The sequence below is a fragment of the Mesorhizobium sp. B2-8-3 genome (assembly GCF_006440815.1).
Lineage (GTDB): Bacteria > Pseudomonadota > Alphaproteobacteria > Rhizobiales > Rhizobiaceae > Mesorhizobium.
Map to the genome: position 1 here is coordinate 1 of NZ_VFTW01000020.1, position 16518 is coordinate 16518.

Genomic DNA, 16518 nt, shown 5'->3' on the forward strand with positions numbered 1-16518 from the left:
GGGCGGGTCGCTTCAACATGACCCAGTGAATCAAAAACCCCCGGCAAATGCCAGAGGTTTGTCAGCAGTCTGAGGCGCGGGCATGACCCGCGCCTTTTTCGTTGGGAGGATACGATCTTACTTCGTGGCGATGTCGAAGCGGTCGGCGTTCATCACCTTGGTCCAGGCCTTGACGAAATCCTTGACGAACTTCGCCTTGGCGTCGGCCGAGCCGTAGACCTCGGAGAGCGCGCGCAACTGCGCATGCGAGCCGAAGATCAGGTCGGCACGGGTGCCGGTCCACTTCACTTGCTGGGTCTTGCGGTCGCGCGCTTCGTAGACCTCGTCCGAGCCCGGCTCTGAGCCGGCCGCCGGATCCCAGACGGTCGCCATCGAGAGCAGATTGACGAAGAAGTCGTTGGTCAGCGTGCCCGGCCTGTCGGTGAAGACGCCATGCTTGGATCCGCCGGCATTGGCGCCGAGCACGCGCAGGCCGCCGACCAGTACGGTCAGTTCGGGCGCCGTCAGCGTGAGGAGCTGGGCGCGGTCGACCAGCATCGCTTCGACCGACATCGGCAACCGACCGCGAGCATAATTGCGGAAGCCATCGACCTTCGGCTCCAGGGCAGCGAAGGAGGCGACATCCGTCTGCTCCTGCGAAGCGTCCATGCGGCCCGGCGTGAAGGGCACCGTCACCTCGGTGCCACCGTCCTTCGCCGCCTTCTCGATCGCGGCGACGCCGCCGAGCACGATGAGGTCGGCGAGCGAGACCTTCTTGCCGCCGGCCTGCGCGGCGTTGAACTCCTTCTGGAGAGCTTCCAGCTTGGCCAGCACCTTTGCGAGCTGGGCCGGCTGGTTGACCTCCCAGTCCTTCTGGGGCTCAAGCCGGATACGGCCGCCATTGGCGCCGCCGCGCTTGTCCGAGCCGCGGAAGGTCGAGGCCGAAGCCCAGGCGGTCGAGACCAGCTCCGAGACCGAGAGGCCGGAGGCCAGGATCTTGGCCTTGAGCGAAGCGATGTCGGCCTCGCTCACCAGCTCATGGTCGATCGCCGGGATCGGATCCTGCCAGATCAGCTCTTCCTTCGGCACGAGCGGACCCAGATAGCGCACGACCGGGCCCATGTCGCGGTGGGTGAGCTTGAACCAGGCGCGGGCGAAGGCATCGGCAAACTGTTCCGGATGCTGGTGGAAGCGGCGCGAGATCTTCTCGTAGGCCGGGTCGAAACGCAGCGCGAGGTCGGTGGTGAGCATCGCCGGCGCGTGACGCTTGGAGGGGTTGTGCGCGTCCGGAACGGTGCCGGCTCCGGCGCCGGCCTTCGGCGTCCATTGATGGGCGCCGGCCGGGCTCTTCGTCAGCTCCCATTCGTAATTGAACAGGTTGTCGAAGAAGTTGTTGCTCCATTTGGTCGGCGTCGTCGTCCAGATGACCTCGAGGCCCGAGGTGATGGCGTCGCCGGCGATGCCGGAGGCGTATTTGCTCGACCAGCCGAGGCCTTGCGCCTCGATGCCCGCGCCTTCGGGCTCGGCGCCCACCAGCGAGGCGTCACCGGCGCCATGGGTCTTGCCGAAGGTATGGCCGCCGGCGATCAGCGCCACGGTTTCCTCGTCGTTCATCGCCATGCGGCCGAAGGTCTCGCGGATGTCGCGCGCGGCGGCGATCGGATCCGGCTTGCCGTTCGGGCCTTCCGGGTTGACGTAGATGAGGCCCATCTGCACGGCGCCGAGATGGCCGCTCAGTTCACGGTCGCCCGAATACCGCTCATCCCCGAGCCACTTAGTTTCGGAGCCCCAGTCCACGTCCTGCTCCGGCTCCCACACATCGGCGCGGCCGCCGGCGAAGCCGAAGGTCTTGAAGCCCATCGATTCCAGCGCGACGTTGCCGGTGAGGATCAGAAGGTCGGCCCACGAAATCTTGCGGCCGTATTTCTGCTTGACCGGCCACAGCAGCCGGCGCGCCTTATCGAGATTGGCGTTGTCCGGCCAGCTGTTCAGCGGCGCGAAGCGCTGCTGGCCGGCACCGGCGCCGCCGCGGCCGTCGCCGATGCGATAGGTGCCGGCGCTGTGCCAAGCCATGCGGATGAAGAGCGGCCCGTAATGGCCGAAGTCGGCCGGCCACCAATCCTGCGAATCCGTCATGACCTTGGTGAGGTCCTTGACCACCGCATCGAGGTCGAGGCTCGCGAACTCCTTGGCGTAGTCGAAATCTTCGCCCATCGGGTCCGACAGGTTCGACTGCTGATGCAGGACGGCAAGGTCGAGCTGGTTCGGCCACCAGTCACGGTTGGTCCGGCCGGCGGATCCATGCGCCACTGGGCATTTGCCAGCGCTGTTATCGTCGGTTTTGGCGTCCATCTTAGTCTCCGATTCTGCAGAGGTTTTTGCCGAGGTTGAATTTTGCCGAGGTTGAATTTTCCCGAAATTCTCGGGGGCGGCCGCTGGCCGCGCCAACCTGGAACGATTCCAGACTAGGCCGGCCAGCCGATAAAGACAAATTGCCTTTCCTGTTTCATTTGATAGGATTTTCTTATGATTGGCCTCACCGTCCGACAGATGCAGTATTTCGACGCGCTGGCGCAGACGCTGCATTTCGGCCGCGCAGCGAAGCTTGCCGGCGTCAGCCAGCCGGCCCTTTCCGCGCAGATCGCCGAGATGGAAGAGCGGCTGAACTGCCTGTTGTTCGAGCGCGGCGGCAAGGCGGTGCGCATGACCGACGAGGCGCTCGCCCTGCAGCCGCGTATCGAGCGCATTCTGGCCGATATACGTGACGTCGAGACGACTGCCCGGCGCGGCCGCCCGACCATGGAAGGACGCTTCCGGCTGGGCATGATCCCGACGGTCGCGCCCTATCTCCTGCCGCATGTGCTCCCGGAGCTGAAAAAGCACTACCCTGCCCTGCAGCTCGAACTGCGCGAAGCGGTGACCGCGTCGCTGGTCGAGGACGCGGCCACCGGCCGGCTCGACGCCTTCATAGCGGCCTTGCCGCTCGATCAGCCGGCGATCGTCACCGAAGCGCTTTTTCCCGACCGCTTCTTCCTCGCGGTTCCCGCCGGCGATCCGGCCTTCGCCTCGCCGCCGGTGCCGCCCGAGAGCCCGGCGCTTGAGCGGCTGATGCTTCTGGAGGAAGGCCACTGCCTGCGCGAGCAGGCCCTGGCCGTCTGCGGCAATGTGCGGCCGGTGGCGATGGCAAGCTACGGCGCGACTAGCCTGACGACGCTCTTGCAGATGGTGGCGCATGGGCTCGGCGTCACGCTGGTGCCGGAAATGGCGGCAAGTGCCGCCGGGGTCATGCCGGATCTGAGGATCGTGCCGTTCCAGGAGCCGATGCCGCAGCGCATGATCTGCATGGCCTGGCGCAAGAACAAGGTGCGCCAGGACGAGTGCGCGGAACTGGCGCGGATCATACGCGGGCTGGATCGGGCGGTGCTTGCGGCGTGAGGGGCTCCCTCACCACCCCATCAGCGCGTTGCGGTGGCCGTAGATTTGCTGCAGCCTAGTGTCGATGATCCTGCCGACAGCCTGCGGGCTGTGGAAAGTCTCCATGAACAACTTTGCCTCAGCCCCGACGGTGATCGCCCTGTCGCGATCGTCGGCGAGCGAGGCCATGATGCGCGCGGCCTCGTCGATATTGGGATCGGCCCATTGCTGGCCGCCGACGAAATAGGGGTATTGATCCGGTTCGACATCGATCAATCGGAACGGAACGGGAAAGCCGGTTTTGTCGCTGACAAAATCTCTGCTACCCGAAAAGTCCGTGGCGATCACCGCTTTGCCGAAAGCCATCGCTTCGGCGATTCCCAGGCCAAAACCCTCTGAGCGGTGCAAGGAGACGAAGACGTCGCAGGAGGCGGTCAGGCAATGCATTTCAGCGCGCGTCAGCACCTTGTCGATCAGCACGATCCTGCCGTCGTCCTGTGCAAGGCGGCGAATAGCGGCCAGGATATCGTCCTTCTCCGCGCTTTGCCCCATCGTCTTCATGACGAGCGAGACATTGCGCTTTCGGTCAGCCGCGAACGCCCGCCGATAGGCCTCAAGCACCGCCCCGGGGTTCTTGCGGGCGGGGTAGGATGAGAAGTCGAAGGCGAACAGAAACGCGGTCGCGTCGGTCGAGATGCCGAAACGGTCCCGGTCCGGCCGCACATCCGATGGTACCGAAACCGAGACCGGTATATGGATCACCTCGCGATCAATACCTGAGATGAAGGCATCCGCGACAAAGCTCGTGGGCGCCCAGATTTCGTCGACCTGTTTGAGGCCCTCGATCCATCGTGGGTGGATGCGCGACAGCTCCCAGAAAGGGCGGATGACGTTGTAGCGGTTGTGGAGCACACCGGTGCCGACGCCGCGCATGGTCGACATCAGCATGTCGGCGTTGACGCAAAAGACATTGACAGATTTCGACGGCGCATCTGTCAGCCTATTCTCGAGCGTACGATCCTTCTGGGAAGAACGCACCTGCTCGTCGAAGTTCACGACCTCATAGTTGGCACCGACGCTCTCGATCGAGCGTGCCAGCGACCGCATGGCCTCGCCCACGCCCATTTCCGCGAAGGGGTAGCCGATCAGCGAAATGCCCTGCCCGAGCGGCACCGATCCGCCGCCGAAGGCCGCGGGCCAGGCGCGCCGGAACACAGCATCGAGGAAGCGCTTGCGCGCGGCCGACGGGATTCGCCGGTAGAACCATCTCATCCTTGGCTGAAGTTTCATCAGCAGGCGATAGCCGAGGCGCGCCAAGCCCGCGCCGAGCCGCGAACTTCTGGCGACTGTCTTGTCCTGAGCGCCGAGGCCGGAAATTCGTTTTGCCACCGGCTGCACGAACGCCGCGGGAATGCGGGACTCTGCCGCCCCTTCCCGGACATACCAGTCGGCGTAGCTCAGCTGCGAGTCGTTGCCGCGCAAATCAAAATAGGCCTGCAAGTCCGGCCGTGTCTTCCATAACGCGTACATGAACCATGTGATCGCATCGCCGGGATTGGGAACAAGATCGGCCGGGCGATTGAGATAGGACGGCAGATCCCCGAAAGGATCGCCGGAAAACGGTTCGAACCGCTCGCGGAAAAGCCGCCGTGCGGCAGTCGGAATGCCGGTTCCGTCGGCAAAGGTTCCGAAGCCGTAGGGGATCGATGCGAATGTCTGGCGCCCGAATATCTCGAGACGGGCGTGATAGTCGTCGAAAAGGCTCTCCAGTTCAGGCGTGCTGTCGGGCTTCCATCGTCTCTGATGCTTTGACAAGATTGATCTGTCGCCGGGAACCACGCCGCTGAAATGGAAGAAGGCAAGCGGCACGCCGTCAACCTCATAAGCATCGCCATGCCGCTCGATCGAGCGGGTGTCGAGATTCCAATAAGCGACGTTGTAGGCCGGGTTGCGCAGGATGTGCGTTCCGGCGCAGTAGGCCGGCCAGAGGTCGACGAACTTCTGGTCGACGAAAAGTCCGTCGGCGAGCCGATTGGAGACGCATTCGGTACGCAGCCGCGTCTCCCACCATGTCAGTAGCTGAAGCGTGTCTGGCGTGTTGGCCAAGGCCATGAAGCCCAGATTGTAGACGCCCGCCTGCATGAATGTTAGATCGTTCGGCCCGTCCGGGTTGAGGTTCGGCGCCAGCGCGTGCGGGGTGAGCACCGCCGAAGCGCCCTGGTCCAGGACATCGAACATCTCGTCGAAGCGGCGATAGGCTATGATGTCCGGGTCCAGATAAACGACACGGTCATATCCTTCGGCGAACAACCGGCGAAACACAGTCGGCTTGATCGCCGTGTTCAGTTCCATGACGTCGTAGCGGAAGCTGAAGGCGCGGCGATCCGGCAGGTCGAGATCGTCGAAGAAGACGCAAGCATCGAACTCCGGGAAATCGCCGCCGGTCAGGTCGTCGCGCCTTGTATCGGCGATGGCAATCATGCGTGCAGTATCCGGATGGTATGCCGCGAGCGAGGCAGCAAGCGCACGCGCATAGTGCAGATAGTTCCAGGACGAGATCGTGAAAAACGCGGTCCGTGCCACATCAACTCCAGGTCCCGGACTGCCTTCGACTTGCGGTCCATGCTTGAACCGGGACGTGAGACCATATCGAAAGGCCGAACGCAAGCGGGCCGAGGCACGACCGCTTAGCGGCAGCGTGCGTCCGGTTCAATATCCCCAAACAGCCGGCAGGTTACGGCCGACGAACTCCGCTGCGATCCTGATCTCCGGGGCAAAAAGGTCTTTCAGTTCGGCTACGAGGTCTTGCGCAACCGTCAGCCGTTCATCCGTCGCCCGGTTTTCCCACGCTCGTTCGTTTACCTTGACACCGAGGAACGACTGCAGGTCCTTATGCCATCGGCCTCGCTGCCAGAACCAGCGCGGCTGCAGCAGATCCTCATAAATCAGGACCAGGATCTGCTCGCTGGCAAAGCAATCACGGAACCGCGCGAGATTGCGCCCGTAGAAGGAGTGGGTGATGTTGAGCGCGGCCGAATACCAGGAATTCGGCTTGAACGCGCCGGCCTGCAGATCGAAGAGGCCCTTGCGGATGTATCCGTTCACGTCAAGCTGAAGGTCGGGAGCCAATGAAGCGTCGTCGGTCGTCTGCCGCCGCATGTGAGAATATTGCGAAACGATGCGCGATATAGGTTCGCGCAGTGTGACAATGATCTTGGCGTCCGGATTGTATGACTTGATGCGCGCGGGCACCCGTTCATTCGAGAAGTAAATCGGTGAGATGTCGGCGATGTATCGATGTCGCGCCCGGGCGTCGGCGAAACGCAGATCGTAAAGTGCCTCGGTTAGTTCGGGCGTGATGCCGAAGCCGTTGACCTCTTTCTCCTCCGGTACAAAAACCTGCTGTGTCTTGGCCAACATGGCGGCCAGGCTGCTGGTGGCGGTGCGTGGCGCCCCGACGCCAAACAGATTCACCCGCCGGGCATTGTCCGTGCCGTTCGTTCGCAAACCTGCCGAAGAGGTACTTTGGTCGCCCATCACCTCTCCACTGCACGGCGTCGCAACCAATCTTCAAGATCATAATGTTTGTTTGAACAGTTTGTTCTTGGACGCTTCGGTGGGGTGAGGGCACAGGCAACCTCATTCCGAGGCCGAGGACCGCAAGATGGGTGCGGCGCGCAGTCTTTTGTTAATGCGCGGAAACAGCTGTTGAAGCATAGGAGCCGCGCCGATATACGACTGCCAAGTCGCCTGGGGATCAGGGTCATTGCCAACCGAAGCATATTCGGCCCGTACGCCAGGGCAGGAACAATCAACGGAGTCAGTCCGGCGCAGTACGCTCAGGGATTTCGCTGTCGCCGTCGTGCTCGGGCTGGTTGCCTTCGTCGTCTTCAACGCCAATATGCGGTCTATTCCGGCAGGCGATACATACAGCGCGCGATACTTGCCGTTCTCCATCTGGCGCAATCATAGCGTGCTTCTCGACCCCATCGTCGACACGGTCGCGCAGGGCCGAGAGATACCCACGGTTCAAGGCAAAGGCACCAACGCATATTGGATGTTGAAAGGGCGCGGCGGTCACCTAGTTTCGCAATATCCGGTCGCAGTTCCCGTGCTGATAGCGCCGCTCTATTTGCCGGCGGTCAGCTATCTCGAGGCAAGGAACTGGAACCCCCTGTTGCTCGACAGGATCGCCAGGATCATGGAAAAGCTCTGTGCGTCCTTGCTCGCGGCCGCATCGGTCGCGTTTTTCTACCTGGTGCTGCGGCGGCGCTGCGAGGCCAAAACCGCGACGCTCCTCACTGTGCTCTACGCCTTCGGCACGACGACCTGGGTGATCAGCAGCCAGGCGCTGTGGATGCACGGGCTTGGCCAACTCCTCATCGTCGCGACGATGCTTTTGATCACCGGACCGGTGAGCCCGCTTCGCGTCGCCGCAGCCGGCCTTTTTTGCGCGCTCATCGCCGTCAACCGCCAGCCTGACACTATTCTGGCGGCCGGGCTCGGACTCTACGGCCTGTGGTGGGCAGGGCGCAAAGCGCCGTTACTCGTTATATCGGGTTTGATCCCGGTGGCGCTGATCGTCGCCTACAATCTGGAGCTTGTTGGCAACATCGCAGGCGCCTATGCCTTAATCGATCGAAGCCTGAGCTACAGCGACAGCACGATCGAAGGCATCGCCGGCCTGTTGTTAAGCCCGATGCGCGGCCTTTTCGTCTTCTCGCCGTTCCTGCTGTTCGTGCCCCTGTTCCTGATCCCGGTTCTGCGCGAGCCGAAGATGCGTGGCCTCACCATCCTGATGGCCATTGCCGTGGCTGTGCAGGTGACCCTCTATGGTTTCATTGACTGGCGGCAGGGCGCGTCCTGGGGGCCGCGATGGCTGACCGAAATCGTTCCAATGCTGATATGGATGCTGCCGCCGGTGCTGGCGGCGCTTTCGTCGAAAGGCCGCGCCGCGTTCGCGCTGGCCGGCGGGCTGGCGATCGGCATCCAGGCGATCGGCGCATTCTGGTATACGGGCGAGTCCGACAAGGTGCTGGTCGCCGCAAAGGCGCCGGATCGGACGCGGCCGGCGTGGGAGATCGGCAATGCGGCTTTTATTGCCGAGTTGAGGCACCCGCCGGCGCCCATGGATCTCTTCACCGAGTTGTACGGCAGTGTCGACGAAATCAATGTTGTCGAAGCCACGCCGCCGGATAGTCCGACAGATGCGGCCGTGCGCCAGGTCGAGGTCCTGGGCTGGGCACTCGCCGACAGGAAAACACCCACGGACGTCGCCGTGTCGGTCGACGGCCAAATCGTAGCCGGAACGGGCCAGTTCTTCGAGCGCAGCGATGTTGTCCAAACACTGCGGGCATCAAGTCCGGCCGGCTGGCGCCTCGCCTTCCCGGCCGATCAATTGAAGCCCGGCCAGCATGTGGTGACCGCGCTCGTTCGCGGCCAGGCCGGCGGACCGCATCGCCTGCTGATGGAGCGCAAATTTATGCTGGCGCCGAACCGAGCTTTGGCGGAAGCCTTTCCGCGAGCCGTTCAGGTCCTGGTTTCACGCCTGCAAGCGCCCGGCTACTGGCTGACGTCCTTCACCGCCGGCACAGCATTCGACAAGCCGCATGCCGAACTGAACACCTATCTGAATGCGGTGATGCTCGATGTGCTAGGCCCAGTCGCGCAACAGACCGGGCTTGAAGGTGCGACGACACTGGTACGCGGTTACTTGACCAGCCAGATCGAGACGAACGGCCTCGTCCGCTATCATGGCCGCCCCGATGCACCGACCATCGGCACTCTTGGCTGCGCCATCACCCCGGATGCGGACGACACCGCCCTCGTCTGGAGGACGGCTCCTGGCCCACGGAGGGAGCTGCTGTCGACGGCGCTCGCCACGCTCGATCAATATAAAAGGCCGGACGGCCTCTACCGGACCTGGCTCGCGCCGCGCGACAGCTATCAGTGCCTCGACCCGGGCAAGGACCCGAACCCCGCCGATCTCGGCATCCAGATGCATGTCTACATGCTGCTTGCCGAACAGAACCCCGGCACGGCAAAGGCGCTATGTGAGGCGATGACACGCAAGGCGGATGATGACGATGTCTGGGTCTATTACGCCAAGGCGCCGCTTCTTCTTGCCCTGCGGCTGCCGGACCTGAAGAAGGCCGGCTGCGCGCTGAAGATATCGCCGGCGCGGCTGCAGGCCAGCGTTTCCGGTCAGGATGTATGGGCTAGGATGGTTGAGCTTGTGCGTCAAATGGAAAATGGCGCTCCAACAAAGGAGACCCGGCTGGAGACGATCGATCTTCTGAGCAAAATCGCCGCGGAGAATTTTTCCTTGCTCAATCGAGCGCCACCGCTTTTCTATCACAACGACCTCAGTGCTTCGGTGCGGCGATTCTACTGGTCACAGGAACTCGGATATGCACTCTGGCTAAGGCTTTACGTCGCGAGCCAATCGATGCAAACGGCGCTCTCGTGCCGCTCCGGCGAGTCAGAGCAGAAATGTGGGGGCATATGACGCCGCTGGAACCGGCAGTTGCGATTCGCTCGGCGAGGCCACGATGGTGGTCCCGGCTGTTGTCCAGCATCCGTTTCGACGAGGTCTGCGCACTTCAGGGCGCGCCGCTGATCGGCGCGATCCTCTCGATCAGCGCCCTGACCATAACCAACACGCTTGAGGTCGCCATCCTCGTTGCCGGCAATTTTTGCCTGGTGTCGCATGTCTTCCTTTTCAACGACTGGTCCGGCATCGGCGGCGATCTCAACGATCCCAGGCGAGCGACAAGGACTTTTGCCGCAAAAGGCCTGTCGCGAAGCGACGTCGGGTATCTGGCGCTCTCGCTGCTGGCGCTCGGCCTGTTGCTGCTCAGGGTGGTTGGCGCGACGCCTTTCTGCATCGGACTGGCCATCGCCGGCTTGAGTGCCCTCTATTCGGCGCCTGGCTTGCACCTCAAGGGCACACCGCTCTTCAACTCGGGGCTTCATCTTGCGGGCGGCATGCTGCATTTCCTGCTCGGCTACGCGGCCTTCTCCGCCATCGACGCGCGCGGCCTGCTCGTCAGCTGCTTCTTCGGGCTGGTCTTCAGCGCCGGCCATTTCACCCATGAAGCACGCGACCATGACGGCGACACGCTGAATGGCATCCGCACCAATGCGGTCGCCTTCGGCAGGACGCAAAGCTTCATTGCGGGCCTTGTCCTCTTCACAGCGGCCTATGCCCTGTTGGTAGCGCTCGCGGCGTCTGGCCTCGTGCCGGGCGTGCTCACGGTGGCGGCGCTGCTCTACCCACTGCATCTCGTGGCATCGCTGCGCGCGTTGCGGGCCGGCCTGACTTTTGAAAGCCTGGTCGGCCTCCAGCGCTGCTACCGCGCGCTCTACGCAGTCATAGGAATTGTGATGGTGGTGGCGACGCTGACCTCGTTGTCGAGATCATGAGTCCGGGAACAGAGCCGACCTCCGCCGCATCAATGCTCTCGATCATTGTCCCGGTCTTCAACGAGGCTGCGACGCTTGCCAGCGTGCTCGCCATCGTCAGCGAGGCGCTGCCGGCCGTTGGGAAAGAGATCATCGTCGTCGATGACGGATCGACGGATGGAACCCGTGAATGGCTGCGCACCCATTTTCCAGACGGAGCTCGTTCAGGCCACAGCATAAAAGTCGATGCGGGCAACAATCTCGTCGTCATCGATGACGGACCGGCCGCCAAGACGATCATCCGGCCGATCTATCACGAGAAAAACAGCGGCAAGGGCGCCGCGGTGCGGACCGGATTTGCGGCCACCAGCGGCGACGTCATCGTCATCCAGGATGCCGACCTCGAGTACGATCCAACCGACTGGACGGCCATGTACGACCTTATCGCGAGGCGCAAAGTTGCCGACGTGGTCTACGGCTCGCGGTTCTACGGCCGGCCACACCGGTCCTTGTATTTCCACCACTATGTGGCGAACAGGTTCATCTCGCTGACGTTCAATCTGCTTTACAACCAAACGCTGACCGACATTGAATGTTGCTACAAGATGTTCACCCGCGCGGTCAAAGAGCGGCTCACCCTCACCTGCGACGATTTCGGCTGCGAAATCCAGATGAGCGCCCAGATTGCGCGCGCCGGCGGCCTGCGCATCTATGAGGTCGGCATCAGCTATTATGGCCGCACTTACGAAGAGGGCAAGAAAATCGGATGGCGCGACGGGGTCAAGGCGCTCTGGTATCTGATCCGATTTCGCCTGTCAGCCTAAAGTTACTCTCGGTCAGGAATGCCGATCTTGGACGGATCCTGGGCGACAACCGGCGGCGGCTTCTTGCCATAAGGCGCAAGATCTTCGCCGATCTCGACCGGCGCACCGTGCCCCTTCTTGCGGATGTGCAGTTCCCATTGAAAGCCGCGTATCCCCGGAGGCCTTGCCAGCGTTACCTGTAGACCGCTGTTCGAAAGCAAGTCTATCAACCAGGTCCGGTCGAAGATGGTCGCATTGGTCGGATCGAACTCGTTGATGTAGAGCGCGTTCTGAAAATCCTGCATCATCGGGAAGTTCCGCTTCTCGAACAGGAACCATGTCGAGATTAGAATGCCGCAATCATTGAGGACGCGCGCCGCCTCCTTGAGGTAATGCTCGGTCTGCCGCTGAGTGGTGTGAGTGAAGACTGACCAGGCAATCATCAATGTCGCGGCGCCGTCCTCGATTGGGAACGGCGCGAAACGCGGTAGGGATGGATCGGGGTTGAAGCCGGGGTTGAAGACGTTGTGATGCGCGAAGGTGAAATCGGGGTTGGCCGGCGTTAAATTCTCCTGGCACCACCTCACCATGCCTTCATGCAGGTCGATGCCCCGGTATTTCGCCGGTACCGCCGACTGCTGCATCATCTGCCTAGCAAGCCGGCCGCAGCCCGAGCCGAAGTCGAACACATTGTCATAGGCGCCATCGGGCATCCCCGAAAAGACCGGCGCACCGCTTGGATTATCAAACATCGCTGGGTCGGTCGGGCCGACCAGTTGCCGCATCTCAAACGGCGGAACGGGCAGTTCCCCCGGCAAAGAGCTTGCGCCAGCCTTCGAGGTCGCCTCCCCTCGCCGCGGCCACAGACCCTTTCTCGACCACGACGGCATCGGGATTAACTCCAGTTCTCAACACGGCTCGCAGAGCCGCTCGGTCTCTTCGTTTCGACGTAATTCCGAACAGAGAATCGGTGCGCACTTTTTCAGTGAATGGCGGCGCGGCTTTAGGACAGAATTGAGCACCATTTTGGGCATGGAGTACCTCAATGGCCTTGCGAACCGCCGCGGCTATGACATCATCAAAAAGACGATTTGCCGACACCCTGATAGCAATTGGCCACTGCAAGGCGGCGGACGACATACGCTCAATTGTTCACCAGCGCCTTGCGTCAGGAACTTGGCAGCTCTCGCCACTGCTGATGCCTATCAAGTGGCTGACGATGTTGCAACAGCCGGGCGCGTCTGCGGGTCGCAAGATGGTGTCAATCGTTTCGCGAGTCGTTTTCGCGTCATTCTAAGCCTTCACGGCACAAAGATCAGGAACACATAGGTGAAAAACACCACGACGTGCACCATGCCGGTCAGGAACGTCGTTCTTTCGGTGCTGAAGCTGACGCTGCATATGAAAAGCGCCAGCACCAGAAGCACGGCATCGGAGGCCGGAAGCCCCAGGGTCAGCCCTCTGCCCGTCAGCAGGCTGGCGGCCGCGACCGCCGGTATCGTCAAGCCGATCGTGGCGCAGGCCGAGCCCATCGCGACGTTCAGGCTGCGCTGCAGCTCATTCTTGAACGAGGCGCGGATCGCCGAGATCGCCTCCGGCATCAAAACCAGTGCCGCGATCATTGCTCCCACGATGCTGTCGGCCTGGGTCACCTTATAGGCCGCGAGCGCATCCTCCACGCTCGCGGCGACCTGCTCGGCGAGCAGGACAATGCCGATGAGCCCGCTCAGCAGCAGCAGGGCGCTGACGAAAATGCTTTTGTGGGAGGCGGTTCGCATCGGAACGTCGTGCGCCTGTCCCTGGACGAAGTCCTCCCGGTGCCGGACGGTCTGGGCAAACACGAAGCTCGCATAGAGCAACACCGAAAGGACGCTGACGAAACCAAGCTGAGCCGCCGAAAACGTGCCGGGATCCGTAGCCTGGGTGTAGGTCGGAAGAATAAGCGTCATCACGGTCAACGCGATCAGAACCGACAGGTATGCGTTGGTGCCTTGTCGGAGGATCGCCTGCTTGCGATAGCGCCAGCCGCCAAGCGTGAGACAGATGCCGACAACGCCAGTGGAGGTGATCATCACCGTCGAGAAAACGGATTCGCGCGCCAGCGTGGGGTTGTTTGCTCCATGCAGCATCATCGAGACGATGATCGACACTTCGATTGCCGTAACCGCAAAAGTCAGCACCAGGGTTCCGTAGGGCTCCCCTATGCGCCGGGCGAGCGCCTCGGCGTGGTCGAGCACCACGAAAATGGTGGTGAACATGATGGCGCTCGACAGCGCTCCAACCAGTATCCTGGCGTTCAGCGACCCTTCGTCGACCGAAAGGCCGCCGGCCCTGACCGCGAGAGCCATCGCCAGCGCGGCCAACGGCATCGTGTAGGAAGTCACCGACCGCCCGTAACCAGTCATTCAAGCCCCCGAACGCCACGCGTTTGCGCCAACTTAGCGGAAAAGCGCGTAGGGAGCACCTCTCACGGGTATCTTTGCCCGCCAAGCGCACCGTTCAAAACACGATTGAGGATCGGGCATCATTTCTGGCGTCGAATGCCTCGATGGACTTGCGAACCGCCCCACAGAATCTTTCCAGAAGTTCCGACTCGTTCCCCATTCGACGGCGCAGCGAGAAGGGCACTTCCAGCTGTGCGCCTTTGCCCGTCAGTCCTCGGTTGACGATGTTCGAATCCTGGATACCCGGAAACGGATGGTTATCCTTTTTTGTCTGGAAGCCGGCCTCCTGCAGACGCCAGGCTATCTCTGAAACCAACGCGGCGTCCTTGCCGCCCATGTAGACTGTCGCGAGATCATCCCGATCCTGGCGACCGTGGATGGCAACGACAGTGGACTTCGTCCGCAACAGTTCCAGCGCGGTTGCCTCGTCAAAGTTCCTGGATGTTATGTGCAGCTCCCGGTTGCTTTCCGGCATGAGCCCTTCAAAGCAATACATATCGAGATCGCCCCCTGCTATCGTCTCGGCGATCAGGGAGGTACGGGGCTCGATCTTGCCGCCATGCGGGGCGATGACGATGGCACTGCCGGTTCGCGCGCCGCGCCGGACGACTATGCGATAATCTATGTTTTCGATTTTGGCGGCTTTCAGCGCCGCAAAATTTGGAAACTCGTTGTCCATAAATGCCGTTTCACGCCGTCTTCTGCGCCACCAATCCCAATTCCTCCACCATCGCCTCGCGCATCAGGAATTTCTGTGGCTTGCCGGTCACCGTCATCGGCAGCTCGGTGCGGAAGCGGATGTAGCGCGGTATCTTGTAATGCGCGATCTGGCCGGCGCAGAAGGCCTTGATCTCCTCGGCGGTGGCGATCTGGCCGGGCTTCAGCACGATCCAGGCGCAGAGCTCCTCGCCATATTTGTCGTCGGGAATGCCGAAGACCTGCACTTCCTTGATCTTGGGATGGCGATAGAGGAATTCCTCGACCTCGCGCGGATAGACGTTCTCGCCGCCGCGGATGACCATGTCCTTCACCCGGCCGACGATGTTGCAGTAGCCCTCGGCGTCGATCGTGGCGAGGTCGCCCGTGTGCATCCAGCCGTCGGCGTCGATCGCCTCGCGGGTCTTGTCGGCGTCGTCCCAATAGCCCTTCATCACCGAATAGCCGCGCGTGCAGAGCTCGCCAGGCTCGCCGACCGCGGCGGTGGCGCCGTCGGTGCCGATCGCCTTGACCTCGACATGCGGGTGGATGCGGCCGACGGTGGAGACGCGCTTTTCCAGCGGATCGTCGACGCTGCTCTGGAAGGAAACGGGACTGGTCTCCGTCATGCCATAGGCGATGGTCACTTGCGCCATGTGCATGAGCGAGACGACCTTCTTCATCACCTCGATCGGGCATGGCGAACCGGCCATGATGCCGGTGCGCAGGCTGGAGAGATCGAAGCTGGAAAAATCGACATGGTCGAGCATGGCGACGAACATGGTCGGCACGCCATAGAGGCCGGTGCAGCGCTCCTGCGCGACCGCTTTCAGCGTCGCGCCGGCATCGAAGCCCTCGCCCGGGAAAACCATGGTGGCGCCCTTGGAGACGCAGCCCATCGTGCCCATCGACATGCCGAAGCAATGGTAAAGCGGCACCGGGATGCAGAGCCGATCGTCGACGGTGAGCCTGATCGCCGAAGTGACGAAATTGCCGTTGTTGACGATGTTGGAATGCGTCAGCGCCGCGCCCTTCGGCGCACCCGTCGTGCCGCTGGTGAACTGGATGTTGATGGCGTCGCCGGGCTTCAGGCCTTCGGAGATGCGGTCGAGGCTGTCATGTTCGTCACGCCCGGCCATGGCCAGCACATCGCCGAAATTGAACATGCCGGGCGAATTGTCGTCGCCCATCCGGATGACGATCTTCAGCGCCGGCAGTTTCTTGGCCTTGAGCTTGCCGGGCTCGGCGGCGGCGAGCTCGGGCGCAAGCGTTCCGATCATGCCGAGATAGTCGGATGTCTTGAATTGGGCGGCGGTGACGAGCGCCTTGCACCCAACCTTGTTGAGGGCATATTCGAGCTCGGTCAGCCGGTAGGCCGGGTTGATGTTGACGAGGATCAGGCCGATGCGCGCGGTGGCGAACTGCGTCACCAGCCATTCCCAACGGTTCGGCGACCAGATGCCGACGCGGTCGCCTTTTTCCAGACCCAGCGCCAGAAAGCCGGCGGCCAAGGCGTCGACCGCGTCCGAGAGCTCGCTCCAGGTGAAGCGCTTGTCCTGGCCAACGAAAACGGCGGCGTCGAGCGTGGCGTATCTGCTCACCGTTTCGGAAAACAGTTCGGGAATGGTCTTGTCGAGCAGGGGGACTAAGCGATCGCCCGATACATGCGCCTTGCCGCCCAGCGGGGCAATGAAGGTGCCGCTGGCGCCGCGCCCGCGCAGATTGGTGGCGTTCATGAGCTCGTCGAGTTTGATCGCCATCGCCGTCTCCTCCCGGGA

The 16518-nt window shown here is 62.3% G+C and carries 11 protein-coding genes; 4 read left to right on the forward strand and 7 right to left on the reverse strand.

Features of this window, described 5'->3' with window-relative positions; translation table 11 throughout:
• Positions 1-117: 117 nt before the first annotated feature.
• The gene (gene katG, locus FJ418_RS23715) at positions 118-2331 is read right to left on the reverse strand and encodes a catalase/peroxidase HPI (RefSeq protein ID WP_140869764.1); all 2214 of its coding nucleotides are present in this window, start codon (positions 2329-2331) and stop codon (positions 118-120) included.
• A 174-nt stretch (positions 2332-2505) separates the two neighbouring features.
• Here katG and FJ418_RS23720 point away from each other — a divergent pair, with 174 nt between their 5' ends.
• On the forward strand, positions 2506-3414 hold the full coding sequence (locus tag FJ418_RS23720; protein ID WP_140869767.1) for a hydrogen peroxide-inducible genes activator: 909 nt from the start codon (positions 2506-2508) through the stop codon (positions 3412-3414).
• Between the two features lie 9 nt (positions 3415-3423).
• On the opposite strand, the gene FJ418_RS23725 is transcribed toward FJ418_RS23720, so the two are convergent.
• Entirely contained in the window at positions 3424-5976 is a 2553-nt protein-coding gene (locus tag FJ418_RS23725) for a glycosyltransferase (protein ID WP_140869770.1), read from the reverse strand.
• Between the two features lie 126 nt (positions 5977-6102).
• Complete coding sequence (locus FJ418_RS23730) at positions 6103-6930, reverse strand: sulfotransferase (RefSeq protein WP_140869773.1); 828 nt, start codon at positions 6928-6930, stop codon at positions 6103-6105.
• Between the two features lie 229 nt (positions 6931-7159).
• Between FJ418_RS23730 and FJ418_RS23735 the strand changes: the two genes are divergently transcribed.
• From FJ418_RS23735 to FJ418_RS23745, 3 genes are read left to right on the forward strand one after another with little or no spacing between them, the layout of a single operon-like run.
• Positions 7160-9901: a hypothetical protein gene (locus tag FJ418_RS23735; RefSeq protein WP_140869776.1), complete on the forward strand. Its 2742-nt coding sequence runs from the start codon at positions 7160-7162 to the stop codon at positions 9899-9901.
• A 59-nt stretch (positions 9902-9960) separates the two neighbouring features.
• Entirely contained in the window at positions 9961-10818 is an 858-nt protein-coding gene (locus tag FJ418_RS23740; RefSeq protein ID WP_181167068.1) for a UbiA family prenyltransferase, read from the forward strand.
• 32 nt (positions 10819-10850) lie between these two features.
• Entirely contained in the window at positions 10851-11621 is a 771-nt protein-coding gene (locus FJ418_RS23745) for a glycosyltransferase family 2 protein (RefSeq protein ID WP_140869781.1), read from the forward strand.
• Between the two features lie 2 nt (positions 11622-11623).
• Here FJ418_RS23745 and FJ418_RS23750 read toward each other — a convergent pair whose 3' ends face one another.
• From FJ418_RS23750 to FJ418_RS23765, 4 genes are all read right to left on the reverse strand, one after another.
• Positions 11624-12490: a class I SAM-dependent methyltransferase gene (locus FJ418_RS23750; protein ID WP_140869784.1), complete on the reverse strand. Its 867-nt coding sequence runs from the start codon at positions 12488-12490 to the stop codon at positions 11624-11626.
• 411 nt (positions 12491-12901) lie between these two features.
• Complete coding sequence (locus FJ418_RS23755; protein WP_246683199.1) at positions 12902-13969, reverse strand: calcium:proton antiporter; 1068 nt, start codon at positions 13967-13969, stop codon at positions 12902-12904.
• 130 nt (positions 13970-14099) lie between these two features.
• On the reverse strand, positions 14100-14723 hold the full coding sequence (locus FJ418_RS23760) for a poly-gamma-glutamate hydrolase family protein (RefSeq protein WP_140869790.1): 624 nt from the start codon (positions 14721-14723) through the stop codon (positions 14100-14102).
• Positions 14724-14733: 10 nt separating this feature from the next.
• Positions 14734-16500 carry an AMP-binding protein gene (locus FJ418_RS23765; RefSeq protein WP_140654042.1) on the reverse strand — a complete coding sequence of 589 codons (1767 nt, stop codon included), beginning with the start codon at positions 16498-16500 and terminating at the stop codon, positions 14734-14736.
• Positions 16501-16518: the final 18 nt, after the last annotated feature.